The following is a 16,717-nucleotide window of genomic DNA, read 5'->3' as shown; positions in this document are numbered from 1 at the left end:
TAACTCAACAAACTTTATCTTAATTAGCAAGATTAGGATTTTGTTCTATTTCTTGCAGCGGAATTGGCGCATAATAATTATCTGTTCCCAATGACCCTAATATTGGGTTTTGCGCAGTGGTCAATGGTTTTGGCGAACCATTTCCATCGGCATCAAATTCAGTACCAATAGAAACTTGTGGGTTTCTATTTCCAAGAGCTTCCTGAACCTTTTCCTTACGTACCAAGTCATTCCAACGAATAAATTCTCCGGCAAATTCCCATTTTCTTTCAGTGAAGGCCAAATCTTGAATGGTACCATCGCTCGCCGTTAAATCACTTGGAGACATAGCATTGATATCTAAACCTTCTGCTCTTCTATGCACCATATTCAATGCCTCCCAAGCATCAGCGCCAGCTGTACCAGCTTCACCTGAAGCTTCAGCATATATCAATAGAACCTCTGCATATCTCATATACAAATCACTTCTAAGGGTTTGGAATTGAGCCCAATCTCCATCTGCCAAGTCTCCTACAATTTTTCTTAAAATAGGGTTTTGTTGATCTTTAAATTCTTCCCAACGCAGCATTTTCGTAGGAGCCTCTAAATTAATAGCTCCATCATCACCAACAGGTAATTCTGCATAATAGGTAGCCTCTTTTCTTGCTCCCTCTGGCATATCCTCAAAAAATCGAATTTCAGCAAATGTTTCTTGCCAACCATTAAGACCTGGATCAGAAGGAAGGCCTAATTTGCCCATTTTACGGTTTGTTAAATTTCCAGCAGCATTGCTATATGCAATAGTGAAGACTCCTTCTTGGGTAAATCTGCCAGCCAATGACCATAGTTTAGCCAAATCTGGTTCTAATCCAAAATTATGTGCCGATGCATTATCCATAACCATTTTTGCACTTGAAGCGGCCATTGCATATTTACTTTGATCCTTTAATGGAAAACCTGCCCAGTCCATATATAATCTTGCCAAAAATGCTCTTGCCGTTCCACTGCTAGGTCTAGTTGAACCTACATTTGTACTTTCAGGTAATCTTGCCTCCGCTTCCAAAAGGTCGCTTTCTATTTGTTCAAATACCTCAAGCTGAGAAGCCAATGGAGGCTGTTGGAACGGATCAACCTCTAGAACCAAAGGAATTCTTCCATGAATACGCATTAAATGATTGAACATGATGGCCCTCAGAAAATAAGTTTCCCCTATTAACCTCTCTTGTTTATTAGGGTCCGGGTCAGATAAGGTAACCCCTTCTATACTTTGAAAAACTGTATTTGCAGCACGTATCATTTCATAAACACCTTCCCAGTTTGTTAAGGTTCTTGAGTTTTCAGGAGTTACAAAACGTTGGTCATACTCTCTAAAATCTGCCTTGTTACTGGCCACGTGGGTAGTGATATCATCTCCTGACCAACCGTTCACATAAAAAGTTGACATCCATGCCGCCTTGTTCAACTTACCATATATACCGGTAACCCCCAATTCTAGCTGCGGCATAGAACTATAGGTAACCACCTGTAACTGCGAAGCTGCAGGGTTTTCTTCAAGATCAAACTGCTCACAGCTACTGAGCCCAAGTACTACGGCCAACAGACCTAAGAGGCTCAATAGCTCTTTTATTGACTTATATATTTTTATTGTTTTCATATTTATGATGTATTTTTCTATTAGCTATTTATTAGAATCCAACTTTTACCCCTAAGGTGTATGTTCTAGGGTTAGGATAAGCCCCAACGTTTATACCAGGAGCCACATCTGCGTTTCCTTCTGCGGTTCTTCTAGATGATAACTCCGGATCATATCCGCTATAGTCGGTAATAAGAAATAAGTTCTGTCCACCACCATATATCTTAATTGAAGTATCTCCCAACCAAGATACATTTCTTAAAGTATATCCAATGGTAAGGTTACTTAACCTTATGAAATCTCCTTTCTCAACATATTTAGAAGAGTTGAATAATTGCACAGTGGCAGGAACATCTGTTTCGTTACTAGCTGTCCATTGGTTTACTTGTTCCGATGCCAAAAAACTTCTTGAATCTCCAGCTCCACCGGTAATCTGCGCTTGCATTAAATTATAAACGTCAAAGCCGTGAACACCATTCAGGAAAATGTTCAGGTCAAAGTTTTTGTACGTAATAGTGTTATTGAAACCCCAAGTTAGATTAGGTGTACCGTTTCCTATGGCTCCAAACACAATTTCTCCATCTTCATCCCTTAAGTATTTAGCATCGCCCGGTACTTTTCCAAATGCTGCTGCATCAGTAGCTTCGGAACTCTTCCAAGTACCTAGAAAGGTAGCCCCTTGAAACTGCCCTAATGGCTCTCCCAATTCTATAATATTGGCAACTCTAGCCTGCCCGCCAGGAACTTGTACTAAACCTTGTATTTGTTCTAGATCATTGAACAACTGGGTTACTTCGTTCTGAACATATGAACCTGCCAAATTCGCATTCCAAACAAAATCATCAGTTTGAATAATATCGTAGCCCAAGGAAATATCAATACCATAATTCTCTACTTCTCCAACATTTTGGAAAACTGTTCCGCCACCATTGGTTCCGGAAACAGGTACCTCAAGTAGCAAATCGGAAGTAAGTTTTTTGAAACCATCTATACTAAAATTACCTCTACCGTTATCAAACCCAAGGTCAATTCCTACGTTGGTTTGTGTTGTGGTTTCCCAAGTAAGTTCTTCATTTGCAAAACTAGTAATGAACGTTCCCGGATTTGGAGCTCCGCCATCAAAGGCATAAATGTTGCCAGCTAAATTGGCAAAAGTCCCATAGGTATCGATACCTTGGTTCCCTACCTGACCCCAACCGGCCCTTAGTTTTAAATTACTAATAAAACCAGTGCTTTGCGATGGGTTAATAATGCTATATCCTGCAGCTACAGAAGGAAAGAAACCCCATTTATTACCAGTTCTAAAAACCGATGTACCATCGTAACGCCCTGTAGCGGTAATCGATAAATTATCATTCAAGACATATTCAGCCCTTAGCATGAAAGATGATAATTCCCTTTCCGAAAAATTGTTGTTTATTGAAAAGCCTTCTCCTGTTTCCGCAAAGTAAAATCCATTTGGCAATAAAAGATTATCCGCATTATAGCTATTAAAAGATGTCTTGTTGTTAGAATATTCTTGAACCCCTGTCAATTTAATATCATGAATATCACTAAATACCTTCTGCCAAGTAAATATATTACTCAATTGAAATGATGTAAACTTATTTGTACTAAAGTTTGCCGCAGGAGTGTCATTACTATTTTCTACAGTATACCGTTCTACATTTAAGTTGTTAACTTGTGTACCGGCCACCATGGTATAACTAAAATTCTCATTGAATTTATAATTTACATTTAACGTACCGCTTAAACGCTCGTTTATATCAGCAACATCAGTTTCATTCAATGTTAGAACGGGGTTCAAATTTAATGAACCGATCCCCCTTATGGAACGTCTATTGTAATTTCCGTTAGCATCATAAATGGGTGTAGTTGGATCCCACGTTAATGCTTTTGCAATTATACTTCCTTGACCATTGCCGAATCTCTCAAAATTATTTTTTGTCTCACCCCTAATACCAAAAATATTAAAACCAACTTTTAATCTATCATTGACTTGAGCCTCTAAATTTGACCTTACCGATAATTGTTGATATCCGGTATTAATTACAATTCCTTCTTCATTCCTATAATTTCCTGATAAGAAATAACGAAGCTTACCTTCTGAATCCGCGCCGTTTGCGGAGATTTGTAAATTTTGGCTAAAACCAGTTCTCAAAACTTCGTCCTGATATTTTGTACCTCCGCCAGTAGATAAATTTGAAATTTCAGCGTCGGTAAATGTAGGGTTCTGACCAATATTCAATTTTCGCAAATTTTCTATTCTGGCAAATTGAGCTACATCGTCAGCTAAAGTTGGTAAGTTATCCGGCACCTGTGAAACCGTTGTAAAGAAATCCACATTTAGTTTTCCTCTACCTGACCCTCTTTTTGTAGTTACAAGAATTACACCATTAGAACCTCTCACACCATAAATAGCAGTTGCAGAAGCATCTTTTAATACATCCATAGAAGCTATATCATTAGGGTTCAGTGTACTTAAATCCCCTCCTAAAACCCCATCAATAACTACTAATGGGTCGTTGTTTCCTGTAATAGAATTCACCCCTCTAATACGCACTTTAATTCCTGCACCAGGGGCACCATTTGCTTTAGCAACCGTTACACCTGCCGCCCTACCCTGTAAGGCTTCATCTACTCTGGTCAGAGGTTGATTTTCAAACGACTCTGATGTCACACGGGCAACTGCACCGGTAACATCCTTTTTCTTTGTTGTTCCGTAACCTATTACAATAACTTCTTCTAGTTTACTGGCATCTTCCGCTAACTGAATATTCATAGATGTTTGATCACCAACGGTAATGCTCTTTGTTGCGTAACCTATATAAGATATTACCAAGACGTCGGTAGCAGATGCTTCTATGGTAAAATTTCCGTCAAAATCTGATTGTGTCCCATTTGTGGTTCCTTTTACCAAAATATTTGCCCCGGGAACAGGGGTTCCGTTCTCATCTGTTATATTACCTGTTACATTCTGCTGCGCATACAGCCCTTGCATGCTTACAGTTATTAGAAAGAGTGCCAAAAGACAACTTTTTCTTAATAATAATTTTAAGTGTTTTTTCATAATCGTTCTTTTGTTTAAATAGTTTGAGTTAATAGAATTTGGTTATTTAGTATGCTTGCCGTTGTTTAATTTCTTAAATATTCCTTAAAAGAAAGTTAGCATTTTTTTGCCTTCAAAACTAAGAATACCGCAACGACACATAGGTGAAATTATGAATATTGAGTATTCATTTGCTATTATCATCCTAGACAAAAACTAGACAGATGTAATTATTTATGAATTTCAAATAGTAAAATCAAATCAATACAAATCCTTCCTTTTAATTTGACAACACTACAACAATTTAAAACAATTTCAATATAAAAATCTGATAAACAATATTTTATAAACAAATCACCACATCTTACCTTAAAAAGATAATTCATTCATCATTGCCTACATTCGAAAAAAAAAATAGAATTTATCACAACAAAAAAATTGAAAACCAATTACAATTAAACTTAATACTAGACAATACTAGATTATAGCTGATGATTAACCTATCGTAGCACTATTTTACCTTTTGAACATATGTTGTGCTAATTTTGGTATTTATTATATGCAAATATTATGTTAACGAACCATATCTTTATCAATAGAACAAAAAAAGGAGGCGAAAATCGCCTCCTTTTCCTAACTCGCTTATTTTAAATTGTTTAAACCTTAGACCGGTTTCATTTTAATCATTGGTCACTTTACTGCCCCACCAATCATTTTTTGGGTCAAAATCCGGAGAGAGAAATTCCAGTCTTTGTTGTTCTAGTGATGGCAATTTTTTGTCTACTATTTTCTTGAGATAGGCATTTTCCTTTTCCACACTATACTCGGGGTCTTTTGACGGATAACGAGCTCCAACTTCGTCTAGATAGGCAAACAGCTGTTCTCTTAACTGTTTTTGCAAATCCGGATGGTCTTTAACAACATCCGTCAACTCTTCTATATCATACTTTAAATTGTAAAGCTCTTCTCTATCATCTTCATAATAGTGAATCAACTTCCAATCTCCTTTTCTTATTACCGAAGACGGTTCTCCTCCCTGATTACCGTAATGTGGGTAATGCCAAAATAAAGGCCGCTCCCCTATGCTCTCACCTTTAAGAATTGGTAATAAACTTTTTCCATCTATATGTTGTTTCGGTTTTAAATCAATTCCGGCAATATCCAAAATGGTGGGGTAAAAATCTGCTCCGGTAACAGGTTCGGAAGAAGATGCGCCACTTTTCAATAACCATGGAGCTTTAATGAAATACGGCTCACGAATACCTCCTTCAAACTGATAGCCCTTTCCTCCTCTTAGCGGTAGGTTTGATGTTGAAAACGCATCTCCAGCGGAAACTCCTCCGTTATCAGAAGTAAAGACCACCATTGTATTTTTATCTAAGCCTAAAGAATCCAACGTTTGTAAAACTCTCCCCACGGCATCATCCATAGTCTCTACCAAGCCTGCATAAATAGGATTATCCTGTACTTGGCGTATTGGAAGGAATTTTGCCATTTTGTATCCTGTATCGGCTATGCCGTTTTCCTCGGCTTTTTTCTGATACTTTGCCCATTTCTCCTTGGTGGTCTGTATAGGGCCGTGAACGGCATAAAAAGAGAGATAGGCAAAAACTGGCTGACCTGTTTCCGCTGGGTTGTTCTCTTTAAAAAAGTTTACGGTTTCCTCCGCTAAACGCATGGTTAAGTTCTCGCCATCTTTATGATGCTCCAAATTTGGGTTGATAAAAGGTGCAAAATAACCTCCATTAGGACTACCTACATCCCATCCGCCTTTATTGATATCAAAACCATGGTCTTCCGGCCACGAACCCTTTTCTCCTAAATGCCATTTTCCAGCAAAGAAAGTCTTGTACCCAGCCGCTTTCATAGCTTCGGGTAAAGTTATAGCCTCCGCCGGCAGATTATGTTCGTATTCAGGAGGAAGCAATCTATTAAAGCGACCGGCCTTGCGCCAATCCGTTCCTGTTTTGGCTCCAATCCAATCGGTAATACCATGTCTAGCGGTAAAAGTCCCCAGCATAATACTGGCTCTTGACGGGCTACAAACCCTACTAGTTGCATAGCCATTGGTGAAATTCATCCCCTCGTTGGCAATTCTATCAATGTTGGGAGTTTCGTAGAATTTACTACCTGAAACACTCAAGTCATGATACCCGTAATCATCTGCTAAAATGAACAACACATTGGGCTTAATGGCTGTTTCTTCAACTTTCCTTTCATTGTTCTTGCAACTTGTCAGAACCATACCGGTTACTGCGAGAACAGAGCAGAGAAAATACTTCATATCTTTCTAAAAATTTTATGGTGAAATCTTTTACAAGAGGAAAGATACTAAATAATAGTATTGTCAATTTTTTGACATCTACAATTTCAACATAGTGGAAAAAGTAATTTAGACCCGAAGTAACAATGCATAAAATAAAACTGCCCCATTAATAGGGGCAGCTTTATAAGAACTCTATTTTTTATCGAAAAGAAGAGGAAAGAATTTTCCGTCCATTTTTTCTCCTTTAGGCACCTTAATGGGTGTGCCCCTGAGCATTTCCCCATCGGTATCACTAACGGTGCCATCTGCGAATACATTCAAAACAAAAGCTCCTCTGCTAAAATTGGACTTGTTCTCGTAGGAACCATGAATCATTAAAGGGTGATGGAAAGAAGCATATCCTTTTTTGAGCTCAATGGGCACAGGGTTAAAATTTGCTTTTTGCTCATCGGTCATAAATTCCATAAGACCTTCCATTTTTCCTGCAAGTTCCGGCTTTTGCAAAAGTCCCCATTTATGACTTTTGGGCACATAGTAAAGACAGCCGTTTTCGGTGGTGGCATCATCAAGGCCCGTCCAACAGGTTAAATGTTGCATAGGCACGGTTCTGATCCAAAAAGAATAATCTTGGTGCCACGCTACTACGCCACCATGGTTGGAGGGTTTACAGAACAACTGATCATGCCAAAACCTGACATTACTATTACCAAGTAATTGACTTGCGGCCATCGTAAAAGCTGGGTTCCATAACAAATCATGAAAACCTTCTGTAATTCGCCAGTGTCCTAAAGAATGAAAAAGCACCGTATTGGGATCCGTAGATTGGTTTCCGTGAAACTCATAAAAAAGTCCGTGTGCAGGGTGTTTGGGGTCACGGATTTCCTCTAATTCCTTTCTCAACACCTCAATCTGGGTATCATCTAATAATTTTATTCCCGAAACATAGCCATACTCGTGAAAATGTGCTACTTGTTCATCACTAAGCCTATACTGTTCCCATTCCTCGGGCGTTCTTGGTTGCTTAAAAAGGTCTGAAATCAATTCGTGACGATCAGCCAAATCTTTTACTATTTGCATTACCCGTGGTTTTTAAATTATAAATCAATTATTTATATAAATCCTTTAAATCGTTCTTTATTCACTATTTACAGTGTAATGCAAAAAAACGTAACGTATCCCTAACATGTTCTCTCCAATACACCCATTCATGGGCTCCTTCAAATTCTTCGTAGACGTGGGGTATATGGTTCTCTTTTAATTGCTGGTGCAACTCGCGATTGTACGCTATAAGTTGGTCTTCTGTACCACAATCAAATCGTAATTTTGGCAGCCTATCACGGTTCTGGTCTATCTGTCCCCACACAGAGTTTTCCTTGGTATTTTCTTGATAGTAATTCTCCAACGGCTCTTCTACAAAAAGGTTCATTTGCTCAACATCCGTAATGGACGAATGCCCTGAAATGGCCTTAAATCTATTCGCGTATTTTACCCCTAAACGCAAGGCTCCAAAGCCTCCCATGGAAAGCCCGGAAATGAACAATTCCGATTTTTCACTAACGGATGGAATATTCTCGATAACAGCGTTAGGCACATCATCTACAATCCAACTTTCAAAATCTTTTTGATTATGCGGAAGATAACCGGAACCATCTCCCCAAAGTCCGTCTGAGGGCATAGCTATAACCATAGGCGGAATCTCTCCTTTTTGCATCATCTCAAGCGCCGAAATATGGACTCCCGCCTTTTGGGACCATACCCAAGCACTGCCATAAACTCCGTGTAACAAAATTACAAGTGGTAGATTTTCTAGGTCCGCCATTGGTGGCACAAACACACAAATATCCCCTCTTCCCTTTAATTTATTAGTCTTAACGGTTATAAACCTAAGGTTTCCACTCTCGTAAGCAGCATCTGAAATTTCGGTGGTTCTAAACATGTTTTTCTAATCGAAAACTATTACTCCTTTTGCATTTTTACCCGCCAACATATCGTCTAGGGCTTGTTGCAAATCATCTAGTTTATATTCTTTCGTAATCATTTCATCCAATTTCAAGTCGCCCTTCTTATAAAGTCGAACTAATTTTGGAAAGTCTATTTGGGGTCTACATTTTCCATAAAGCGGATTAATGTATATTTTATCCCATTCAAAAAGACGCATATCAATGGTGATATCTTCTTCTATACCACTCACCTGAACGGCCGTTCCGGCATTACGAACCATTGCCAAGGGTGCTGCTCCCAAAGCTGGAATAGCAGTGCACTCAAAAGCATAATCGGCCCCACGACCACCAAGCATGGTTTTTACCTGCTCTGCAACATTGGCCAAACCTATATCTTCTTTATCCGCCAAAATAACATCCGTAGCACCAAACTGTTTGGCAAGCTCTAGTTTATTGGGGTTGATATCTACCGCTATAATTCTACCAGCTCCTGAGATTTCACAGGCATTGATTACATTAAGTCCAACTCCTCCACAACCTAATATTACGGCCGAGCTTCCTGCTGCTAAATTTGCAGAGTTTACCACCGAACCATAGCCGGTCATTACCCCACAACTGATTATACTGGCGGATGAGAAATTCAAATTTTCCTCTTCTATTTTTACCACAGCAGATTCCTTGACCAAAGCATACTCACTAAGAGTACCCAAATTAAATGACCGTTCAATAGGTTTTCCCTCCCATTGGCTACCGTCTAAATGGGCATGACCAGGAGTATGACCGTTTCCACCGGCCACTACCGGAGAATTGTTTTCACATATATGCTGATTGCCCTCTTGACATTGAAAACAGCTCAAACAAGGTGTGGCCCAGTTCAAAAGAACTTGGTCCCCTACTTTTAAACCTTTTATTCCTGAGCCTATTTTTTCTATAATTCCTGCACCCTCATGGCCCATTACAATTGGCTTTCCCCACGTAAGCGAATCATAGTCCGTATGACAAAGACCGGCGGCCTTCATTTTTATAAGCAGCTCGTCTGCCTTTGGTTCGGCAAGAGTAACATTGGTAATAACAAAGGTGCCGTCTCCTTTGGCAACTGCACTTTTTGATTGAATAGACATGTACTATACTTTAATATGTTGTTATTGAGCTATAAAGTTGGCCGGTTTAAACTCCGCCTTTGGATCGCTCAATTTTTCTTTATCGATTTTCTCTCCGCCTTTTATGAATTTTGTACCGTATACATAGGCTTTTGCATTGTTTACCGCATCTACGGACAAAAGTGCATCCCCTTTAAAATACCATACGGAAAAACAGTTTTTCTTATCTACTTCCTCACGTACAACTACCTGATCATAACCTTCGGAAAGACCTACCATTTGTAGTTTTACATCATATTGATCGGACCAAAACCAAGGTATAGCATTATAACAACATTCTTTACCGGCAATGGCAGCCGCAGCAATTTTAGCTTGGTCCACAGCATTTTGCACAGACTCCAACCGGATATATCTGTTGTAGTGTAAATTATGGTGAAACGTACAATCACCTATAGCATAAATAGATGCATCATTGGTCTGCGCCCTTTCATTTACGCGAATACCGTTTTCAATAGTCAAACCAGCCTTTTCGGCCAATTCCTTGTTTACGTGAATACCAACACCCACAATAATCATATCGGCCTCATAACTAGTCCCGTCCGAACAGATCACCGTGTTTTTATTCTGATTGTTTTCTATAGAAATTACGTTCTTTTCTGTCAGCACCGCAACATCATTATCAGCGTGAAGTTTCTGAAAAAAAGCGGACATTTCAGGAGCTGTAACTCGGGCGAGAATTCGTGACTCCCGTTCCAAAACCGTAACATCTGCACCCAACTTTTTGAGCGACGCAGCAGTCTCAAGTCCTATATACCCCCCACCAATAATAACCACTTTAAGTGACTTATTCGCAACTACTGTATTCCTAATATTGGCCACATCGGCCGCTGACCTAAGCGGAAAGAGGTTCTGAGCAGTATTTAACCCCGGTATCGGCGGCATAATGGGCCGCGCTCCCGTAGCTAACACTAATTTATCATAGGGTAATGCACTGCCATCGGCTAGATTAACAGTTTTGTTTTTGCAATCTATGGCATCCACCCAAACCCCAAGCCTAAGTTCAACATTCTCTTTTTTATAACTTTCTTCGGACTTAAGGAGGTTTTTCTCAATACCGTCCTCACTGGTTAAATATGCTTTTGATAATGGCGGCCTATGGTAGGGCAACGTTGGGTCTATATCTATTAAGGTTATAGAACCCTGCCAACCTTCCCGCCGTAGAACGAACGCAAAGTTCACTCCGGCGTGACTCGCGCCAATTACCACACAATTTTGAGTATGAGTTGTATTTTCAGACATTACAATTTATTTGGCCACTTTCAACACGACACTATCAATAGCATCTGTAATATCTATTTGGCAACAAAGACGGCTATATTCATCTGCATTATCATCAAGCTCAAGCATATCAGTCTCAATTTCGCTAGCGCTCCCTGTTTTATCCATATCATCTGGAGCTACATGCACATGACAGGTAGCACAAGAACAAACTCCTCCACAATCGCCATCAATTCCCGGTACTCCATTCTCAACGGCCAAGGCCATTACTGAACCGGAGGTTCCTTCTAGGGTTATTGTTTCTTCGTCACTGGTTATAAATGTGATTTTTGCCATGGTTGTTATTTTGTTAATGGGTTGAATTTCATATGAATACTGTGGAAACCTACTTTACGTTTAAAGTGATGCAAGTCTTCTATATTCTCCTTGCAATCAAATATTTCGAAGGAAGCCACTTTTTCCGCTAATGTCATAAGCAAAGTTTTCATTATCTGACGAGCATGTGTTGCCCCTAAACAGTTATGGTGACTAAAACCGAAGCCTACATGCGGATTGATTTTACGGTCCATTACAATTTCATTAGGGTTCTCGAACACATTAGCATCCCTGTTGGCAGAGGCCCAACATAATGATACCCTGGTGTCTGCTTTTGCCGCATGTTCGCACACAAAAGTATCTTCAGTAACTACGCGCCCCATATGGGTAAGTGGGGAAAAATAACGAATCATTTCCTCAACGGTCTTTCCTGTAATTTCCGGCTCATTTCGTAAACGCTCTAAAGACTCCGGATGTTCGGCCAAATAAGCAATGGCGTTGGTAACGGCATTTATGACCGTGTCCCTACCGCCCGCAAAAGTTAACACCATTACGCCCTTTACTTCTTCTTTAGTCAACTTTCGACCTTCAAACTCAGAATCAAGAAGTATGGAATACATATCTCCCGTTGGGTTCTTACTGGCACGTTCTATTTCGGCATCTATATAATCATACAGAATATTTGCTTTATCGCCATCTAATGCTTCGCCTTCACTCCTAAAGACATGGGTTCCCCAAGAAATCCAAGTTTCCGACTCAGAATAAGGTGTGTTTAAAAGTAAGGTTAGTGCCCGTGACTGTAGTTTTAACGCAAATTCAGTTACCACTTCAACTGAATCTTGTTGGAGAACGTCATCAACTAAACTTTTAATTTGTTCCGCTAACCTCTCTTGATATTCCGGTTGCAAAGGCCTTTTAAACCAAGGTTCTACCAAAGCTCTGTAAATACCATGAACCGGTGGATCTACCTCAAAAGGTATTTGGCGGGTTTCACGAATATTGACTTCCGAAGGCACAACGATCCGCCCAGGAACGGCACCGGATTGAAATGTTTTATAGTTATGTGCAGTTTTACGAACATCCTTATGACGTAAAAGCATGGTTACCGGGTCATTTTGATCGTCCATCTCACCATAACCCTTTGATTCTCTTTTACTTTCAAATGGGTCGGGAAATTCACTTTTCTTCATATCAACGACATTAATTTAAGTATCGACATTTTGTGGAGCTACAAATTTGATTATTTCTTTAAGACTAATAATTGCCTTTTTTAGCAAATAAGTACCTTATTCTGTATCAATCCATTAAATTTTACGTAATTTGAAACAAAATAAACAACATCACCAAAGCCCAGAACTTTATTTATCCTTAGCGATATGGAACCTATTTTAGAGCCCATACATTTAGATGATAAGCGTACCATTACCAGTTTTTATCATTCTAAAAAAGATTTTGATACGCCTTGGCATTTTCACCCTCAACACGAGCTTACCTATATTGAAGAAAGCGTAGGTACAAAGTTTGTGGGTGATTACGTTGGACCCTATGAGCCTGGTGAACTGGTTTTATTGCGTTCCAATCTTCCCCATTGCTGGAAGAACAACACAGAACAAAAAGGGTTGTCCAAATCTATAGTCATCCAATGGAATTTAGGTGTATTTCCCAAAGTTCCGGAATTGGCCTCGCTATTCCAAATGTTAAGGACTTCCTCCAAAGGCCTATTGTTCAATACTAAGGATACAGCCCCACTCCTATCCCGTTTAGAAAAATGCCCGGAACTAGAAGCGCATGACCTATATATAGAACTGCTCACAATTCTAGTAAAGCTATCCAGTTGTGGTTACAAGACGTTATCCAGTGCCAGTTTTACAGAAGACCTCCCTTCTGAATATGGTAATCGTATGGCACAAGTTCACGATTTTGTTAGTGCAAACTACAGCCGCAAAATTTACTTGAAAGAACTGGCCGATCTAGTGAACATGTCCGAACAGTCTTTTTCCAGATTCTTTACTAAAATGATGGGACGCCCCTTCTTTACTTTCTTAAACGAATACCGCATTAATATTTCCGCTAGAATGCTCTTGGACACTCATGATTCCGTCTCCCAAATAGCCTTTGCATGTGGTTATGAGAGCCTGCCTTTTTTCCACCGGCAATTCAAAAAATTCATGTGTTCTTCACCTCTGTCTTACCAAAGAAAATACGCAAAGCCCTAAATTAATGCACTTTAACAACTCATCAAAAACACTACAAATCAAATATTTAACCATTTGTTATAGTTATTTGAACAATTCGTTCTTTCGTTTGCGCTATTAAATTGCAATTTAGCAACTCATTAAAAGCGCCTGTGTCGCCCATCACTAACCAACCTTATAAATTATTTTTAATGAATAAAATATTCACACTTATATTGACCGGAGTTGTTCTTGCTTCATGTGGTTCAAAAACGGAGAAGAAGAAAGAAGAACCAGCAACCCAAGAAACTGCGGCTGTATACGAAGCCAACTGGGAATCCATTAAGAAAAACTATAAAGACCCGGAATGGTTCAATGATAGTAAATTTGGAATATTCATTCACTGGGGGGCTTATGCCGTACCCGCTTACGGATCGGAATGGTACCCACGCCAAATGTATATGGACACGGCCACATTCAGTGCCCAGCTAAACCTTGGTAAAAAAGGACCTAACGCAACATACCTTCACCATAAAAAAACATATGGTGACCAAAAGGAATTTGGTTATAAGGACTTTATACCCATGTTCAAAGCCGAAAAATTCGATGCTAAGGAATGGATAGATATTTTTAAGAAATCCGGTGCTAAATATGTGATCCCTGTAGCGGACCATCATGATGGTTTTGCCATGTACAAATCCAACACAACCCGATGGAATTCAGTAGACATGGGCCCAAAACGTGATGTGTTAGGTGAACTTTTTAAAGAAGGTCGCGAGCAAGGTATGATTATGGGAGCGTCTTCGCACTATGCCTTTAACTGGTCTTTCTACAATAAAAAGGACAAGTTTGACACGACAGACCCACAATACGCAGACTTATACTCTCCAAAAGGAAAAGACCTTACCGAGCCTGTATCTGAGGAATTCAAAAAAATGTGGTGGGACAGAACCGTGGATCTAATCGATAATTATCAACCGGACATTCTTTGGTTCGATTTCTATTTGGATATCCCAGATTACAAAGAATACCGTCCTAAAATTGCCGCTTATTACTACAATAAAGGTATTGAATGGGGTAAAGAAGTAGTTATCAACGATAAGAATTTTGACCATGAAGCCTTTCCTGAAGGCACCGTAATCTATGATTTGGAACGTGGTAAGCTTCCTGGTATTAGAAAATTGCCTTGGCAGACAGATACGTCCATAGGAAAGAATTCTTGGTGCTACGTAACCAATTGGGAGTCGCGCACAGCAAATAGTCTTGTTGACGATTTAGTTGATATTGTTTCTAAAAACGGAAACCTATTACTTAATGTAGGACCAAAAGCGGATGGTACCATCCCAGAGGACCAAAAAGAAATATTGTTTCAAATAGGCGATTGGTTAAAAGTTAATGGCGAAGCTATTTATGATACGGAGTACTGGAGCACATTTGGCGAAGGTCCTACCGAAGTTAAAAAAGGTCACCATAGCGAAGGTCAGAACAAAGACTTTACAGGCCAAGATATTCGTTTCACCAAAAAAGGCGATAAGTTGTACGCTATCATGATGGAATGGCCAGAAGGAAACAAAGTAGATATTAAGTCTTTAGGTAAAGCCAGTGAATATGGTAAAGACCTAAATATCAAAAGTGTAAAATTACTGGGTAGTGATGCTAAAATTTCCTTTGATGTGAAAGACGATGCGCTTTCAATTTCCAATCTAGGAAGTAAATCCGGAGATTTTGCACACGTGCTTGAAATATCGTTATAGCACCTTAATAAAGAAGTTAGTTGAGTTAGTTTTTTTAATTTAGGAGCGCACCATAACGGTGCGCTCTTTTTCAGTAGTACACCAATTGCAATAGGTGTAGATTTCAAAAACTGGATAGTATTAAGAGAAGTAACTTGTTTTCATATAAATGTGACCAAAAACAAATTAAACACATGAAATATATTGTATGCGAGAAGCCGGGAGAGTTCATTCTTAAAGAGAAAGATGAACCAACAAGAAAAGCCGGTGAAGCTATATTAAAAGTTAAAAAAGTGGGTATCTGCGGAACGGACTTACATGCCTATGCTGGTAATCAAGCCTTTTTTACCTATCCAAGAATCCTTGGTCATGAACTAGCTACGCAAGTAGTGGAAATAGATGAGAATCCTCAAGGTATTAAAGCGGGAGACAATGTTGTGGTTATGCCTTATGTAAGCTGTGGTACATGTATTGCTTGTAGAAAAGGCAAAACCAATTGTTGTACCAACATTAAGGTACTAGGGGTTCATACAGATGGTGGCATGCAAGAAAAAATTACGGTTCCTACCAACTTGCTTATACCTGCACAACAATTAACAGATGACCAAATGGCCGTAGTTGAACCGTTGGCTATTGGAGCGCACGCTATACGTCGTGCCAATGTTCAACCTGGTGAAACCATTGTGGTAGTAGGTTGTGGCCCTATTGGTATAGGTATCATGAAATTGGCACAAATTGCCGGGGCAAAAGTAATTGCCATAGACATGAACCAACAACGTTTGGACTATGCTAAAAACGACATTGGTGTCGATTATGTGGTTTTAGGAGGAAAAGACGCTGTAGAACAAGTGTCCGAAATTACCAATGGTGATTTAGCTACTGCGGTTTTTGATGCTACAGGTCACAAAGGAGCTCTTGAAGCAGGCCCGGATTATATGTCACATGGTGGAAGATACGTTTTAGTTGGCCTTTCTAAAGGAGAACTGGTATTTACGCACCCTAAGATCCATGCCAAGGAAACAACTATTATGTGTAGTAGAAATGCTACTTTGGAAGATTTTGAACATGTTATTTCCGTTTTGGAAAAAGGCGAGTTTCCAATAGACTCCTTCATTACCCATAATGTCCCTTATACAGAAATGATTGCCAACTTTGATGGCTGGTTAGACCCAGCTAACGGAGTTATCAAGGCTACTGTTGATTTTGAATAGACGTTCATCAACCAAACTATTAAGCACAGACAAAAGTAA

The 16,717-nt window shown here is 39.4% G+C and carries 12 protein-coding genes; 3 read left to right on the top strand and 9 right to left on the bottom strand.

Annotated elements, in window-relative coordinates:
• Positions 1-19: 19 nt before the first annotated feature.
• The 9 genes from SJY45_RS02185 to SJY45_RS02145 form a co-directional block, all read right to left on the bottom strand.
• Positions 20-1,633 carry a RagB/SusD family nutrient uptake outer membrane protein gene (locus SJY45_RS02185; RefSeq protein ID WP_400073110.1) on the bottom strand — a complete coding sequence of 538 codons (1,614 nt, stop codon included), beginning with the start codon at positions 1,631-1,633 and terminating at the stop codon, positions 20-22.
• A 31-nt stretch (positions 1,634-1,664) separates the two neighbouring features.
• Positions 1,665-4,682: a SusC/RagA family TonB-linked outer membrane protein gene (locus SJY45_RS02180; protein ID WP_400073109.1), complete on the bottom strand. Its 3,018-nt coding sequence runs from the start codon at positions 4,680-4,682 to the stop codon at positions 1,665-1,667.
• 658 nt (positions 4,683-5,340) lie between these two features.
• Complete coding sequence (locus SJY45_RS02175; RefSeq protein WP_252735942.1) at positions 5,341-6,945, bottom strand: sulfatase; 1,605 nt, start codon at positions 6,943-6,945, stop codon at positions 5,341-5,343.
• A 174-nt stretch (positions 6,946-7,119) separates the two neighbouring features.
• Complete coding sequence (locus SJY45_RS02170; RefSeq protein ID WP_400073108.1) at positions 7,120-8,004, bottom strand: phytanoyl-CoA dioxygenase family protein; 885 nt, start codon at positions 8,002-8,004, stop codon at positions 7,120-7,122.
• A gap of 64 nt (positions 8,005-8,068) precedes the next feature.
• The gene (locus SJY45_RS02165; RefSeq protein ID WP_289062931.1) at positions 8,069-8,863 is read right to left on the bottom strand and encodes an alpha/beta hydrolase family protein; all 795 of its coding nucleotides are present in this window, start codon (positions 8,861-8,863) and stop codon (positions 8,069-8,071) included.
• A gap of 6 nt (positions 8,864-8,869) precedes the next feature.
• Positions 8,870-9,988, bottom strand: coding sequence for a Zn-dependent alcohol dehydrogenase (locus SJY45_RS02160; protein ID WP_400073107.1), 1,119 nt, complete (start codon positions 9,986-9,988; stop codon positions 8,870-8,872).
• Positions 9,989-10,009: 21 nt separating this feature from the next.
• Positions 10,010-11,266, bottom strand: coding sequence for an NAD(P)/FAD-dependent oxidoreductase (locus SJY45_RS02155; protein WP_400073106.1), 1,257 nt, complete (start codon positions 11,264-11,266; stop codon positions 10,010-10,012).
• A 6-nt stretch (positions 11,267-11,272) separates the two neighbouring features.
• Positions 11,273-11,581: a 2Fe-2S iron-sulfur cluster-binding protein gene (locus SJY45_RS02150; RefSeq protein WP_400073105.1), complete on the bottom strand. Its 309-nt coding sequence runs from the start codon at positions 11,579-11,581 to the stop codon at positions 11,273-11,275.
• 5 nt (positions 11,582-11,586) lie between these two features.
• Positions 11,587-12,750, bottom strand: a complete 1,164-nt coding sequence (locus SJY45_RS02145) for a cytochrome P450 (protein ID WP_400073104.1) — start codon at positions 12,748-12,750, stop codon at positions 11,587-11,589.
• A 186-nt stretch (positions 12,751-12,936) separates the two neighbouring features.
• On the opposite strand from SJY45_RS02145, the gene SJY45_RS02140 reads away from it, so the two are divergent.
• The 3 genes from SJY45_RS02140 (at position 12,937) to SJY45_RS02130 (ending at position 16,678) form a co-directional block, all read left to right on the top strand.
• Positions 12,937-13,776: an AraC family transcriptional regulator gene (locus SJY45_RS02140; protein ID WP_400073103.1), complete on the top strand. Its 840-nt coding sequence runs from the start codon at positions 12,937-12,939 to the stop codon at positions 13,774-13,776.
• Positions 13,777-13,946: 170 nt separating this feature from the next.
• Positions 13,947-15,488, top strand: a complete 1,542-nt coding sequence (locus SJY45_RS02135; protein ID WP_215914518.1) for an alpha-L-fucosidase — start codon at positions 13,947-13,949, stop codon at positions 15,486-15,488.
• 173 nt (positions 15,489-15,661) lie between these two features.
• Positions 15,662-16,678, top strand: coding sequence for a zinc-binding alcohol dehydrogenase family protein (locus tag SJY45_RS02130; RefSeq protein WP_400073102.1), 1,017 nt, complete (start codon positions 15,662-15,664; stop codon positions 16,676-16,678).
• Positions 16,679-16,717 lie beyond the last annotated feature (39 nt).

Origin of the sequence: Zobellia russellii, assembly GCF_044597075.1 — a bacterium.
GTDB classification, from domain to species: Bacteria; Bacteroidota; Bacteroidia; order Flavobacteriales; family Flavobacteriaceae; genus Zobellia; species Zobellia russellii.
The sequence above is the reverse complement of the archived record's forward strand: the minus strand, read 5'-3'. Positions and strand labels throughout refer to the sequence as shown.

What these genes read in the sequence shown, in the direction of transcription:
- SJY45_RS02165 (WP_289062931.1), bottom strand. Translation starts at nt 8,863, where the DNA reads ATGTTTAGAACCACCGAAATTTCAGATGCTGCTTACGAGAGTGGAAAC.
- SJY45_RS02155 (WP_400073106.1), bottom strand. Translation starts at nt 11,266, where the DNA reads ATGTCTGAAAATACAACTCATACTCAAAATTGTGTGGTAATTGGCGCG.
- SJY45_RS02185 (WP_400073110.1), bottom strand. Translation starts at nt 1,633, where the DNA reads ATGAAAACAATAAAAATATATAAGTCAATAAAAGAGCTATTGAGCCTC.
- SJY45_RS02180 (WP_400073109.1), bottom strand. Translation starts at nt 4,682, where the DNA reads ATGAAAAAACACTTAAAATTATTATTAAGAAAAAGTTGTCTTTTGGCA.
- SJY45_RS02150 (WP_400073105.1), bottom strand. Translation starts at nt 11,581, where the DNA reads ATGGCAAAAATCACATTTATAACCAGTGACGAAGAAACAATAACCCTA.
- SJY45_RS02140 (WP_400073103.1), top strand. Translation starts at nt 12,937, where the DNA reads ATGGAACCTATTTTAGAGCCCATACATTTAGATGATAAGCGTACCATT.
- SJY45_RS02160 (WP_400073107.1), bottom strand. Translation starts at nt 9,988, where the DNA reads ATGTCTATTCAATCAAAAAGTGCAGTTGCCAAAGGAGACGGCACCTTT.
- SJY45_RS02170 (WP_400073108.1), bottom strand. Translation starts at nt 8,004, where the DNA reads ATGCAAATAGTAAAAGATTTGGCTGATCGTCACGAATTGATTTCAGAC.
- SJY45_RS02135 (WP_215914518.1), top strand. Translation starts at nt 13,947, where the DNA reads ATGAATAAAATATTCACACTTATATTGACCGGAGTTGTTCTTGCTTCA.
- SJY45_RS02175 (WP_252735942.1), bottom strand. Translation starts at nt 6,945, where the DNA reads ATGAAGTATTTTCTCTGCTCTGTTCTCGCAGTAACCGGTATGGTTCTG.
- SJY45_RS02130 (WP_400073102.1), top strand. Translation starts at nt 15,662, where the DNA reads ATGAAATATATTGTATGCGAGAAGCCGGGAGAGTTCATTCTTAAAGAG.
- SJY45_RS02145 (WP_400073104.1), bottom strand. Translation starts at nt 12,750, where the DNA reads ATGAAGAAAAGTGAATTTCCCGACCCATTTGAAAGTAAAAGAGAATCA.